11 protein-coding genes are annotated in these 14,326 nt (G+C 36.8%); 1 reads left to right on the plus strand and 10 read right to left on the minus strand.

Annotated elements, in window-relative coordinates; genetic code table 11:
* The 4 genes from H5089_RS19770 to H5089_RS19785 form a co-directional block, all read right to left on the minus strand.
* Positions 1-2,225, minus strand: a 2,225-nt coding sequence (locus tag H5089_RS19770) for a FimV/HubP family polar landmark protein (protein ID WP_310735819.1), incomplete at its 3' end; no start/stop codon positions are given.
* Positions 2,226-2,578: 353 nt separating this feature from the next.
* Entirely contained in the window at positions 2,579-3,595 is a 1,017-nt protein-coding gene (locus tag H5089_RS19775; RefSeq protein ID WP_182712937.1) for an aspartate-semialdehyde dehydrogenase, read from the minus strand.
* Positions 3,596-3,643: 48 nt separating this feature from the next.
* Positions 3,644-4,765 (minus strand): 4-phosphoerythronate dehydrogenase, encoded by a 1,122-nt coding sequence (locus tag H5089_RS19780; RefSeq protein WP_182712938.1) that lies wholly within the window; start codon positions 4,763-4,765, stop codon positions 3,644-3,646.
* A 265-nt stretch (positions 4,766-5,030) separates the two neighbouring features.
* A complete protein-coding gene (locus H5089_RS19785) occupies positions 5,031-7,253 on the minus strand; it encodes a TonB-dependent receptor (protein ID WP_149602317.1) in 2,223 nt (740 codons plus the stop codon).
* A 408-nt stretch (positions 7,254-7,661) separates the two neighbouring features.
* Between H5089_RS19785 and H5089_RS19790 the strand changes: the two genes are divergently transcribed.
* The gene (locus H5089_RS19790; RefSeq protein ID WP_182675039.1) at positions 7,662-8,252 is read left to right on the plus strand and encodes a LuxR C-terminal-related transcriptional regulator; all 591 of its coding nucleotides are present in this window, start codon (positions 7,662-7,664) and stop codon (positions 8,250-8,252) included.
* On the opposite strand, the gene H5089_RS19795 is transcribed toward H5089_RS19790, so the two are convergent.
* From H5089_RS19795 to H5089_RS19820, 6 genes are read right to left on the minus strand one after another with little or no spacing between them, the layout of a single operon-like run.
* Positions 8,242-9,093 (minus strand): hypothetical protein, encoded by an 852-nt coding sequence (locus H5089_RS19795; protein ID WP_182712939.1) that lies wholly within the window; start codon positions 9,091-9,093, stop codon positions 8,242-8,244. The genes H5089_RS19790 and H5089_RS19795 overlap by 11 nt on opposite strands.
* A complete protein-coding gene (locus H5089_RS19800) occupies positions 9,083-11,491 on the minus strand; it encodes a fimbrial biogenesis outer membrane usher protein (RefSeq protein ID WP_182712940.1) in 2,409 nt (802 codons plus the stop codon). Before H5089_RS19800 ends, H5089_RS19795 begins: the two co-directional genes overlap by 11 nt.
* 2 nt (positions 11,492-11,493) lie before the next feature.
* Positions 11,494-12,168: a hypothetical protein gene (locus H5089_RS19805; RefSeq protein ID WP_259396093.1), complete on the minus strand. Its 675-nt coding sequence runs from the start codon at positions 12,166-12,168 to the stop codon at positions 11,494-11,496.
* 41 nt (positions 12,169-12,209) lie between these two features.
* Entirely contained in the window at positions 12,210-12,908 is a 699-nt protein-coding gene (locus tag H5089_RS19810; RefSeq protein ID WP_182712942.1) for a molecular chaperone, read from the minus strand.
* A gap of 56 nt (positions 12,909-12,964) precedes the next feature.
* Entirely contained in the window at positions 12,965-13,441 is a 477-nt protein-coding gene (locus H5089_RS19815; protein WP_182712943.1) for a hypothetical protein, read from the minus strand.
* A gap of 52 nt (positions 13,442-13,493) precedes the next feature.
* Positions 13,494-13,964, minus strand: a complete 471-nt coding sequence (locus tag H5089_RS19820; protein WP_182673104.1) for a hypothetical protein — start codon at positions 13,962-13,964, stop codon at positions 13,494-13,496.
* Positions 13,965-14,326 lie beyond the last annotated feature (362 nt).

The raw sequence follows: 14,326 nt of genomic DNA on the forward strand, positions 1-14,326 counted from the left end.
GGCTCATCGTCAAGCTCGGGCTCTTCATTTAATGATGAAGCAAGCGACTCAATATCATCAACATTTAATTCTTCTTGAGCATCTGCTAAATCCTCAACTGAGTCTGCCAATGCATTATCAATTTCTGAATCTCTTACATCTGAATTTTTTACTTCATCATCAATTAGGTTATCTATGTCGTCTAAATCAAAGTCGTCACTTTCCTCAACTAATGAGCCATCTGCAGTATCAACTGCAGCCCCATCAATTAAGCTATCTATGTCGTCTAAATCAAAGTCGTCACTTACCTCAACTAATGAGTCATCTGCAGTATCAACTGCAGCCTCATCAATTAAGCTATCTACGTCGTCTAAATCAAAGTCGTCACTTTCCTCAACTAATGAATCATTTGCAGTATCAACTGCAGCCGCATCAATTAAGCTATCTATGTCGTCTAAATCAAAGTCGTCACTTTCCTCAGCTAATGAGCCATCTGCAGTATCAACTGCAGCCTCATCAATTAAGCTATCTATGTCGTCTAAATCAAAGTCGTCACTTTCCTCAACTAATGAGTCATCTGCAGTATCAACTGCAGCCTCATCAATTAAGCTATCTATGTCGTCTAAATCAAAGTCGTCGCTTTCTTCTAGAAGTTCATCTTCGTCGAGTAACTCTGCATTAAGTGAGTCATCTACCACATCACTTTTTGGGTCATTCGCCTCATCAATTAAGCTATCTATATCGTCTAAATCAAAGTCGTCGCTTGTATCAAGTTCAGCTGAAGTGTTATTTGAGGTATCTAATTCTGTTGATGTTTGATCTAATAATTCATCTATATCAAAATTATCTTCATCTGCAAGCTCTTCACTTAAAGCCGCCATTTCATCATGAGATTCTAAGCTGTCATCCTCTAAAGCTTCGCTTGTTTGCGGTGCATCAAACTCAGGTAGACTATCGTCTTCATCAAACAAGCTATCTAAATCGTCATTAGTTAGGATTTCATCATTGTTAATTGAGTCATCAGATAAGTCTAAATCTATATCTTCAGCGTTTTCATCTGAAGGTTGATCAAACCCTTGCTGCATAAAAATATCGAGCTCATCATCGTCATCGGTATTTTCATCATCAAAAACAATGTCATCGCTTAGCAAGCTTTCGAGCTCATCCTGATCAAGTAAATTTTCGTCGCCAGAAAAATCATCTAAGCCGTCGTCTAAATCATCATTAGGCAACATATCACTTTCGAGACTATCATCTAATTGAACACTCAAGTCATCTAAAGGGTCAGGTACAATTGGATCGTCATTTAAGCTTGGGCCTAAATCATCATCGCCAGTATAAGTTGGGGTTTGTGGTAAAAAGTCATCATCGTTTTGCGGCTCTTCTTGATTACTTGCTCGTTTGCGTAAAAACATAACGATTGCAAAAATAATCAGTAACCCAGGAATAAACATTAACAAGCCCAGTACTATGGGGTTTGAAAATAATGAGCCAAAATCAAATGACTCTTTTGGTATTACTTCTTGTTTTTTTTGTTGGGCAATAATCTCGTTTTGTTTAACGATGAGTTCTTTTAACTGATTTTGAATTTCGCTGTCTTGTCCTAATTGCAAACGTAAGTTTTCGAGCTCTTTAGATATTCCTGATAACTGTTTTTTAAGATTATTATTTTCAACTAAAATCTCTTCTACATTACTAACTGAGCTTTTAAACTGTTGTTGTAACTCAACAAGCTTAGTACCTTGCTCTGTTTTTATTTCATTTAATTCTTTCTGTATCTCTTTTTTAGCATCGTCTACATCAATTTTACGCGCTTGAGTTACTTTTGTTTGCGCTGAGTTAATTTCGCTTTGTGTAAGCGTGCCATTTTTTTTCTTTTCCCATAATGCATCATCTTGCTCAGAGCGTTGCTTTGCGAGCTGCGTATTTACAGCTTTTATTTCGGCTAAGGTAGGGATTTTTAAATAGGCACCATTTTGAATGTGGTTAAGATTTTGTTCTAAAAATGAATCGGGATTTTTGTTATACAAAGCCTGCATAACTTGATAAATACTGACAGAATTGTCTGGGCGCACTTTAGCTGCTATACGCCAAAGCGTATCAGTTGGTTTAATTGGCCCAATTGATCGCCCTTGCGCACCATAGTCAACGCCTTTAGGCCCCTTTAATTGGGTACTGTCCTGAGAGTAAACTGGCGTTACTATCAATGCAGACGCTAATATAATAAGTGTAGCTAAACCGCGCATGCTGATCCTTTAATATTTAAATATTAATAAAACACCTAAAACTTAAGTGCATAAATATTGTTTATTATTGCTATTATCAGCCAAATGACTGACTCGCATTTATTATTACAATCTATTTTTATTGCAAGCTCTATTCCAATTACAAACTATAAACCAGTTAGAGCGTAATATCCATCGCAACACCTTGAAAATAAATGCCTTAAAACATCTTTATAAATATTAATTTATTGAGTGTTATCAATCAGTTTTTGTATTTTTAAAATTAAACGGCAAAAATTTGACAAGCTATATAAACAAAAAGCGGCAAACAACTACTGTTTACCGCTTCAAAAGCATGTTAGCGCAATTAACTATTACATGTAATTGGCAATAAGCTCTTCTGCAATTTGAATACTATTAGTTGCAGCACCTTTACGAGTGTTGTCACTTACAACCCACATGTTTAATCCATGAGGATGAGAAATATCAGCACGTAATCGACCTATATACACAGTATCGTTACCACTAGCGTCAGACACTGCTGTTGGGTAGTCACCTTCATCATCAATTAGCTCGACACCAGGGGCGTCTTTTAAAAGTTGCTTAACGTGTTCAAAGTCATAAGGCATGCGCGTTTCAATATTAATTGATTCTGAGTGCCCAAAAAATACGGGAACACGTACACACGTTGGGTTCACTGCAATAGTGGTATCACCCAAAATTTTATGAGTTTCGTTTACCATTTTCATTTCTTCGCGCGTATAACCATTATCTTCAAAACTATCAATTTGAGGAATAACGTTAAATGCAATTTGCTTTGGAAATACTTCATTATCCATAGGGCGTGCATTCATCAAATTAGCTGTTTGCTTTGCAAGTTCATCAACCGCGTCTTTACCTGCACCCGATACAGCTTGGTAAGTAGATACATTAATACGGTCTATTCCGTAAGCATCATAAATTGGTTTAAGTGCTAACATCATCTGAATAGTTGAACAGTTAGGGTTAGCAATAATATTACGATTTCTAAAATCAGCTAGGCTTGAAGCATTAACTTCTGGCACCACGAGTGGTATTTCAAAATCATTTCTAAAGTGCGATGTATTATCGATTACAATACAGCCGGCTTCAGCAGCAATAGGAGCATATTTTTCAGATACACTGCCACCAGCAGAAAACAAACCTATATGCGCTTGGCTAAAGTCAAAGCCTTCAACGTCAAGTACTTCAATGGTCTCACCACGAAACTTTATATCTTCACCTGCGCTGCGGCTGCTAGCAAGTAAAAAAAGCTGATCAACAGGAAACTTACGATCTGCTAGCGTTTCAATGATTTGACGGCCTACTAAACCAGTAGCGCCAAGTACGGCAACGTTATATTTTTGCGACATATTTCTTCCTCTATAAACGACATTAAAACAACATCGTTAGTTAAATAATTATTCAGCTATGCTAAAGCCAAGCTGGCTAAGTGCTGCTAGTTGTGAGCTATCACCTTGTAGAAATAAAGTGCTAAATTCTCGCCTTATTGGATAGTTTTTACGTAAACTATCAAAGCCGTCGCTCTCTAGACGACGAAGTAATATTCCGTCATCGCGGCGAACGTCATAAATTAAATGCACTAAACGGGCAATATCTTGCTCATTAAGGCTTTGCGTAACAGTTGCATTTGTAACGGCTGGTGTTGGTAAAAAATCATCCAACGATTTAATCGCCTCAACACCTTTGAGCTGACACAGTTTTTGATACAACATTTGTGTACCACGAGCTTTCCCCTCAAGTGTATGCCCTGCAATGTGCACACTAGCGTAACGAACATGCTCTAGTAATTCAGTTAAAATATTGGGTTCTTTCTCCCATACATCAAGTACTAAATCTAAATCAGCCCCAGCTTCCATTACCTCAAGTAATGCTTGGTTATCAATTACATCGCCACGGCTTGCATTAATTAGCGTGGTTCCTGGCTTAAGTGCCGTTAAACGCTCTTTACCCATCATGTGCAGTGTTTTATGCTCGCCACTTTTAACAAGGGGAACGTGAAAAGTAACAACATCTGACTGCGCTAATAACTCATCAAGCGCTACATGCTCTTGTAGTAAGCCTTGTTCGTGCTTAATCGGATCGCACAGCAGTACAACTACGTTTAATGCTTTTAATTTTTGCGCCAAACATGTACCAATGTTGCCCATCCCTACAATACCAATTGTTTGACCACACAATGGACGCGCATTTTCTTGGCTTAATGCAAATAAGCTACTAATTACATATTCAGCTACAGCAACAGCATTACAACCAGGTGCACTTGTAAAAGCAATATTTCTATCATGCAGTAATTGCGTATCAATATGGTCAATGCCGATTGTGGCAGTACCTACAAAGCTCAACTTGTTAGCTTGTACCAAAAGTTCATGATTAACATTTGTCACCGAACGAGTAAGAAGAACATCTACATCTATTAATTGTTCAGGCGTTAATTTACGACCATCAAAACGCTCAACCTCACCAAAGTCTGCAAAGTACTGCTCAACTAAAGGCATATTTTGATCGGCAAGAATTTTCATTACAGAGTCCGTTTGGCAATTAAGAGGCGCCATTGTAGCGAACAACCTAGCCTTTACACAAACTAAAAAGGCGCATTTTAGTTAATACAAACACTCAAAAATGGGGATGTGGATTGTTTTAAATCAGCAATTTAAATTAGGAATTTAAACGATGCGAATAATAACTTTACTATTGAATACACAAAGGCCGAATCACAGCATGATTCGGCCTTTATTATGCAAAATAAACTTCAATTACATTATATTTTATTTACTTGATTTTAGTTTATAGCTCAAAATCTTTTTTGAATTTCAAACCAAATTCACTTCGATCATTACTGCGCATTACGCCAACAAAACCTGATTGTTGAAGACGACCAACGTCGTAAACTTCGTTTAGAACGTTTTCACCATACAGTGTAACTTCCATATCGCCATATGGATTAGTGTAGGAAATATTAAAACCAACTAGTTCACGAGAGTCAATTGTCTCACTTTGGTTATAAACTGATTGCCCTTGCATTTCGCTTCGGTACGAATAGTTAGCATTAAATGCAAGTGTTGCGCCGCTCTCTAAATCCATAAAGTAAGAAGGTGCAACCATGACAGTCCAGCGTGGTGTTAGTGCTGGTGAATCGCCTTTACCTATACCTTGTACACCCTCAGCCACTTCTGTTATTTCAGAATCTAAATAACCAACTGCACTGCGAATAGTAAAATCATCAGTAATAGCGACGGTTGTTTCAAGCTCAATACCTTGTGCTTTAGACTGACCCGCATTTTCTACAATTGTTACGAAACCGCCACCTGCTGTTGGGTCTGAAAACGGTAATGCTAAATCAGTGTAATCAGTCACAAATACCGCAAGCATCATAGATACATTTTCGTGTACTTGGCCTTTTAGACCCATTTCGTAGTTAATCGCTTTCGTTTCGTCAAATGATACAAACTGGTCTGGTCCACCAAATGGGCGCGGTGGAAAACCACCTGTTTGATAGCCTTTTTGAATCTGGCCATACACATTCATATTATTGCTAAGCTGATAAGAGGCATTTACATCCCACGTAACTGCATCAAAATCTGCACTTACATACTTACGAGTAGGAAATGATGGGAATATAGCATTTGCATCTTTTTCATCTTTTGAATAACGAAGACCACCACCTACCGTTAAATCGTCAGTTAAATCGTAGCTTGCATTAAAGTAGGCTGCGTAAGAATTAGTTTCTTGGTTAATTTCAAAATCGCCGTAACCACCAAATGATTCTGTTACTCCGTCATTCAATAAGCCATTGGGTGTATTAAATGGGCTGAATACAAATGGGCCTGAACGTGTAAAGCCATCTTCATTAAAAAAGTAAAGGCCTGACACAAAGTCCATATTATCAAATGTTGCATTTAGTTGAATTTCAAACGAGTACTGATCAGCTCCGCCCTCTTCTGGAAACTCAGATAAGTTTAAAGGTGATGCATCGTCATCTAGGCCACCTTCATACTCAGATGTACGGTAGCTTGAGATAAACTTAGTAGTATAAGTATCGTTAATTGCCCAATCAGCCGAGAACGATGTGCCCCAACCTGAGTAAGAAGTTGATTCAATACCTGCAACGGTTGTACCTAAATCATCAGGGTCTGATGGAATTAAATCTTGAGTCAATAATGGGAAGTCGCCATTAAACACATCGTTTGCATCTAGCGGGTCAGTTAATTCAATTGTGTAAGGCGATTGACCTGACTCGTTATCAACTCCATCTAAAGCAAAAGTGAATGCTAAATCGCTGTTCGCTTGCCATTTAAGGGCTACACGACCACTGAATTCCTCTTCCTCACCAATTTCTTTCTCTGGATTTGCTAAATTAACAGCTTCACCAACACCATCACGTGTTTTGTAAGATGCACTCGCAGACATGCTTAGTTCATCGTTTAGTGAGTTATTAAAATAAACATCACCAGCAATACGTCCACGACTTCCCAGCTTAGCTGAAGTAGTTACAATACCTTCATCACCAGGTTGCTTTGTAATTACATTTACAGCGCCACCTAATGTATTACGACCATATAAAGTACCTTGTGGACCACGAAGCACTTCAACACGCTCAACATTAGGTAATGATAAATTAGAACCCATTTGACGACCTAAATAAACGCCATCTAAGTATACGCCTACACCTGGATCAGTAGTTATTATGTGATCTTGCAGACCAATACCACGAATGAACACAGACGCATGTGCTGCATTACCAACACCGTAACGGGTGATGTTTAAGTTTGGAACATATTTACCAATATCTTCAAGATTACTCATATTGGCTTTATCAATTAGGTTCGCCCCAATTGATGTGATAGCGGTTGGAGATTCAAATAAGCTCTCTGTACGTTTACGAGCTGTGACTTCGATTTTTTCAAACGCGTCTTGTTTTGCGGTTGTTTTAGCTTCTTCAGCATTTACTGAAGTAGATAGTGCAGCGACAATTGCTAGGCTTAACTGTGAGAGTGTGCGTAGTTTCAAAATATTCTCCAAAGGATACCGTGTGATTTTTGTTATGCTTTTATATTGATAATATAAATTTTAGGCATAAAAAAAGACGCTAAATAGCATCTTTCCTCTGGACAGGTATTATATGACATTATTGTGAATAAATGTATAAATTATTTAAATAAATTCATAGAAAATGACAGTAATTTAAGTATTGTTAGCTTTAGATGAATTATCATAAATAAACCCCTCTAATATTTACCTCACTAATGAACTGTTTTAAAACAAAAAATCTCATAAATACTACTTTAAAGAGCGCATAAAACATACTCATACATGTACTTTAGTGTATAAAAAAAGAGCTAAAACACATTCAGGTATCATTGAAATTAACTAAAAATAAGAATATAGTGCTAAAATGTAGTCTATGGATAGAATATTATGAATATTGAAAATACAGTCAATAAAAGCCCCACATGCTTCACCAGCCCAAATTACACATCACTTTTTTGTGTTGCAGCTGACTTCAACGTCCTACTTGTTAATTATCAAGCTTTAAATGTTATTATCAACCATGAACTTATAAATCAGTTTATGCTAAAAAACGGTCATCAAGGTCTCGTTATTTTTGACGTGCCCAAAGACGGTGATGTTTTGGCATTAAAAGAGTGGCCTAATTTAAAAGGTTTGTTTTATGAAGGCACTGACGAAGTACTACTGCAGCAAGGATTAGAAGCAATAGAACAAGGAAAACTTTGGTTTCCACGTGCGGTAACTGATGGTTGGATGAGACAAATGCTAGCGAGTGAACAACAAACTGCGCTGCAATCAAATAACTTAACCTGCAAAGAAATGAAAGTATTAAACTTGTTATTTTCTGGCTTACATTCAAGCGCAATTGCAGACACTTTATTTATCAGTGAAGCTACAGTTCGTGTACATTTACACAAAGTGTATCAAAAAATAGCTGTAAAAAACAAGCAACAGGCATTACTTTGGTGCAAGAAAAACTTAAGTAAAATCAATAGTTAAGCGGGCTTATTTGAAACCTGATTGTATCTGAATACTCACCGGCAGCTTGCCTTTCGAAATCATTTAATTGAATTTTTAAAGGTAATAGATAAACGGTTTGTCCTGAGTATGTAAATTTATGTTGTGATAAGTTATCTAGTTGAAGCCAACTTCCAGCCAGATCTAGACTGTAATTAATTGCATATTTGTCTCTATAGAGACTATGTATTAATTTCCCATTATTATCTGAACTTACAGACAATTGAACATCTGAATTAGTAACGACTTGTAAACTAGGTAACATAGTGTATTCCTTACTCGGAATTAGTTCTCCCAAATTGATAGTATTTGAAAATGTATTATACCCAAGTACAGAAAGACTTGTCCTAGGGGCAATATTTTCTTGAATACTATATTCTCGCTCATCTAATAACTTACTCCCCTGATCATATAATTTCATTTGGAGCCTATCTGAGTATATACCTGCTTTAATTGGTGTTCCTGACGGTAGGACTAATGTCAATATCGTCGAAGAATCAGTAAAGTTTAACTTTAAAGTTGATGTGCTGACTAACTTACTTTGTATACTCTGCATCTCGTAGGGAATACTTTGAAATTGCCCTTTTAGCTGAGCTTGATTCTCACTTGTTAGCACGAGTTCTAATTGACAGCTTTCATCATTAGTGACGCTTATCCGTAGCTCTTTCTTAGAGTCTACTTGCTGTAAGGCATGGTAGCTTTCAAAATCATCATAAATATGTTCAATCTTATCGAACCTAGCGGCGCATTGCGCATGAATTAAGGGCGTAAAAATAAAGAGTGCTAAACCACCCAATAATAAACTTACTTTTTTATTGTACATAAATAGCTCCTTTGCGCTGTAATTGCTCACCTTCAGATACTTGAATCGTAAAATGTGACTTTTCTGCATTCTTAAGTGTAATTTTATAATTACAGGCGGTTAAACCTGTTAGTGCAAATCGTCCTTTTTTATTTGTAAAAAATGTATGCTCTTTTTGGCTGTTTTTATCGATACAAATTGCTGTACCAACTTGTAATGATAAGGGTTTTTTCTGTTGATCATACAAAGTCGCAATCACTGATATGTTTGCAGCAGTCCCTATTGTGATTGCATGACCTGTTCGATAAGGTGAGTAAAGGGTAATTATGCCAGAACCAATATCATACCCCGGCTCTAAGTTATCAATATCGACTGTAACGTTGGTTGAGGCATATGAACTAATATCGTTTAATAAAATAGTTTCGAAGTCTTCATTATCAGCCCTATAGTTATCCTCATATTGTCCCAAGGTGATCTTTTTTCCTCTAAGGCTAGAGTGGGGTTCTATCAAAGCAAAGCTATCGTATATGGGTTTCCCAACAGCCCAACTCTTATCTGCAAATGCTATGCTTGATGCCAAGCTTAATCGGCTCTGATGGTAAGCTGAGGCCTCATTAAACTGCTCGTAAAAACTCCCATGATCAAAGTTCATAACAAAACGATTCGCGTTATATTGAGTATTTAAATCAAAAACAGCTTCATTTTGATCATTTTTTTCAAGCCCAGCTCTTATATTCAAAGCTCCAACATAGCGCTGATTACTATCTTGAGAGAATTCTAAGCGTGTTTTATCCTGCCTAGATTGATGAGATAATTTAGCCCGCCGAGTATTAGAAAACTTATAAGTGACAGACAACCTTACATCCCATTGACTTTCTTCAGCGAGACCCTCCCATTGCCCACCTAAACTATATCTCCATTGGCTATTATCGATCTCACCAGAAAAACTAACTCCAACTGATTTATCAAATTGAGCTTCATCATATGACCTTGATAAACTTGTAAAAAAAGATGTTTGCGTATTCTCTCCCCAAAAAAAACTATAATTAGCCTGAATATAATGCTCTCTTAAGTGAGAACTAGATTGAGAATCAGGTCGATAGCCAAGACCTGTAAAATATCTTGATGAGTATTCATAACCCACCGTAATGTCAGTGTTATTATCACTATGATTTCTATAGTTACTATAAACAATGCGATAAGCATGACCTGTTTTTTCATTGAAACTTATCGCATTTTCAAACGCAATTTGTCCAACTGTAGCTGCATAAATATTTTTAAAACCAATCTGCTGAGAATACTCATCACCTTGTACTGCCGCACCGGCTGTCCAGCTAGGTGTAATGCCATAATCAAGATAAAAGCTAGCTAGTGGCTCGTCGTAATCATAATCTAGCTCACTACCTAAGCGTGAAGGAACGCCTAAATGAAACTCATATTCCAGTTGCCCTTGAGCAAAAAGATCTAAACCGGTCGTTACATCAAAATCAACAAAACGGACTACTCCTGCTATATCAGTAATCCTCAAAGTAATATTATTGCTTCCTTCATTAAGGGGAATATCATCAAGAGAATATATACCTGCGGCTAAATTAAGTTTTTGTACTATCCGCTCGCCAACTAATACCTCAACAGAGGATGGACTCTCCAAGGTAAAACTACGTGAAGCGCTGGGTCTAATAGGCCTGTCAGAAACTAGCGAAAAATCATGTGAAAGCGACATACCTAGTACCCGTGCCGTTGATTGAAAGTAACTACCTGAACTATAATTATCACCAATGGATATCCGAAGCCCACTAAGCGGTAGGTCATGTATTACACGAGTACCTAAGCGCCTAATATTTGATGAAGTAGGAGCTACTTCAGATAAATACTCCACTTCGTGTTCTAAAACCCACCCTTCCCAACTCACGACCATTTCAGAGCGAATAGCTAAGAGGTCATCTGTTGTATTCTCGCCTTTATCTTGCTGATACAAATAACTTGAATAAGCATTAAAAAATCCACTCAGTTTAGCCGGTGCAGATGCTGTTAAATTCCTCGAATCTGATTTTAAACTTAGCTGTTGAGGGCGAGTCAGTGTAAGAGGTACTGATATTGCTAAGCTAAAATCACTCATATCGAATGAAATATTATATCCAAATAACTCTAATGCTTTTGTATCAATAATATTTTTATTAACCTTAGACTCTAAAGAATCAAAGTCCTCTGAAAATAAAAGTCGTTCAAACGAAACTTTAATTTCACTCCATTTAAGAGATAAATTATCATTTGGATCAACTGCAAGAGTTATTTTGCCAATAGCATTTTTATTCAGTTCTGCCTCAACGCTGAGTTCGATGGTTCTTTTAGACGGGTTAATTTTTGAATAACATAATTGAGTAAAGCTCAATAAAAATATGCATAATAAAACGCGCATAACTAGCGAGCCAGCACTAAACGTAAATGATTTAAGCTTCCTCTCTGTAACGATTGCGGAATTGGGACTTTTATAACACTGGTGCTATTAGGAGCAAAAAAAACATCGTATCCATTTGCTTTTAATTGATCTTTTAAAATTCGATCGCTTAGAGTTTTATTTTTAGTAATTTTTATTTCATAATCACTTAATCGTCCTGCCCCTTTTCCTTCATTTAATACTTCAGTGACAATAAAGCCATCTTCAACGTGAGGCTCTTTTATAGTCAGTTTAGGAACTAATCTAGGCTGGTCTAAATGAACAATTAAATTTACATTTAACAGCATTGTTAGTTGTGACTGTTTATCTATAGACTGGTTTACAATGGGCTGCTCAATCAAGCTAACTTGATAGCTTTTATCTGTACTAGGAAGTTTTTTATCTAACCATCTAAATTGCAACTGTTGGCTTTGCCCTGGTTGCAAAAATAGTGATGGAGGAAAAACCCACAATGGGGAATCATCTAAAGAAATTAATTTAGGCGTGCCTTGAGAAAAGTCAATTTCGTAAATTTGGATATCAAAAGCAATGTCTCTTGGTAATTGATTATGAACCAAGCTAGAAGCATTATTTGAACGACTATCAGGAGAGAAAGTAACCACCATAGGCGTTACTTCCACAGCAAAAACAGGTGTCATTACACTTACATATATAAAAAAGTAACTGCATATCCGCAGCATTAAAAATTGACCTCTAGATCACTGCTTGCTGCATTAAACCTTGTAGGAATTTTTATTGAAACCTCACGGCTAGATTTAGGTAATAAAATTTTTCCAGTCAATGCTTTACTCAATTCAGCACCTTCTAATAATAGCTGTTGTTCATCACCTTTAATAAGCCACTGTGCCTGAGATAAACGGATATATTTATTACCAGTATTCTCTAGTAGTACACTCCATGTCTCTGTATCTACTTGACGTTTATTTTTAATTAATAATTTTGCCTCCGCACCTTTGGGAACTACATTAAACAAAGTTCTAAAGCTAACTGACATACCTACGCCTGATTGCCCCGCCTTTTCTAAATCAACAGATGCCTGATCAATGGCTACACGGTACGCTTTTGAGTTTTCTAATATTGGTTCCCCAATATATCGAACAATTACTGATTGACTTTGCCCAGACGGAATAATCGTAGTCATCGGAATAATTAAAAAGTCATCGTCGTTTGCTTTTAATGTTTCATCGCCATTAGGGTCAATTAGTAAATCAAACGCAGATATCTCAATAGTTAAAGGACTGTCTGAAGGGTTTGATATACGAATGGTTTGCTGTGATTGGCTACCTGAAGACTCTAGCTCCGCGACCATTGGTTTAACTTCAAAAGCACCTGTAGAATATGAATTTAACAACACTATAATTAGAAATATATAACGCATATAAAATCCCTCTTAATGAAGTAAAAGGCAGTAGCTACTGCCTTTTACTATGCTGCTTAGTTAGCTGTTATTGCCAACATAAGTGTATCAGCGTAAGTACCTGCATAAACTGGTGCTTGTGTTACAGTTAGTAATATATTTCCAGCTACGCCACCGGCTGCAAGGGTTGGTGAACCAGGACGACTTTGCGATTCTGACTGATCATTTTGGCCATTCTCAGCAGAAAGCGTAAAATCAAATGTATCTGCAGTTAACTTGGCAGTATAGCCGACACCACGATCTTCATGGTCAGCATTTTGTAAGTGCCCTTCAGACGTTGTTAATGACATTGTTGCACCATCAACATCATTACACTGCAAATCAAAGCCTACATTTTTAGTAGCACCTTCTGACAATGTTTGAAAGAATTGTGTAGTGTTAATGTTGCTCACCCCACAAACCGATGACACTGCGCCACCTACATTTAGATTTTCAGCAAATGCTGCGCCAGATGTTAGACTTGCGATTGCTGATAACACGATTAACTTTTTCATTTTAATATTCCTTATCCATGTGACATATTTGTTTTAATTAATAGTTAGTGTTTTACCAAACTCCACCAGATACAACCGATGGTGTCATTTCTATGCGGAGCACATCCTGGTAACTACCTGCATAAATTAAAGGCTTATCTAGTTTTAGTTGTAATTTAGCTACGCTGTTAAATAGAATCTCATCAACATCAAAATTGTAGATAGATTTAAGTTCAAGTGCCGTTGCAGAAACTTCGCTTGAAACGCCCTCTATTGACCAATTCAGGTTATAAGCATTTATTTGAGTACTTTGCTGATGGCGCAGGCCACCATTTTCAGATTGCATTGATACTCGCATAGGTGAATTGCAATTAATCACTAGCTTTGTACTCGCGAGGCCATCTGAAGAAAAGTGAAGGTTATTATTTTGTGTAGTAAAGCCGCACACTGGTGAGATATAACCTACCAAAGTTAAACTTACTTCATCGTTACTGTATGCATTCATTGCAAAGAAACATAATAAAAACCATATTACCTTCTTCATCCGCGCCATCTCCTTTGACCGACCTCGCTAGGACAGGACTGATACTATGATAAATTTGCCGTTTAGAAAGTTGTTATTTGCTTATGACTAGCTTTACTTATTGATAATTTCAACTATGGGAGATATATAAAAATATAAACATTTAAACTAAATAGTTTACTCAAAATCTATAGAGTGGAAGATTAAAGGTTCTATGAAGCAACAAATACAATACTTACGACTTATCAGTTACCTTCAAAAGTTATAAGCAAAAATAAAAAAGTTACTACCCACATATTTAGAGACCCAAATCTGGCACTAAACATTTTTAAACATAAAATATTTGCATCTAATTTATAAAAAGAAACAATAATACTAATTAA

Source organism: Pseudoalteromonas sp. SR45-1 (assembly GCF_014163655.1).
Classification (GTDB): Bacteria; Pseudomonadota; Gammaproteobacteria; order Enterobacterales; family Alteromonadaceae; genus Pseudoalteromonas; species Pseudoalteromonas distincta.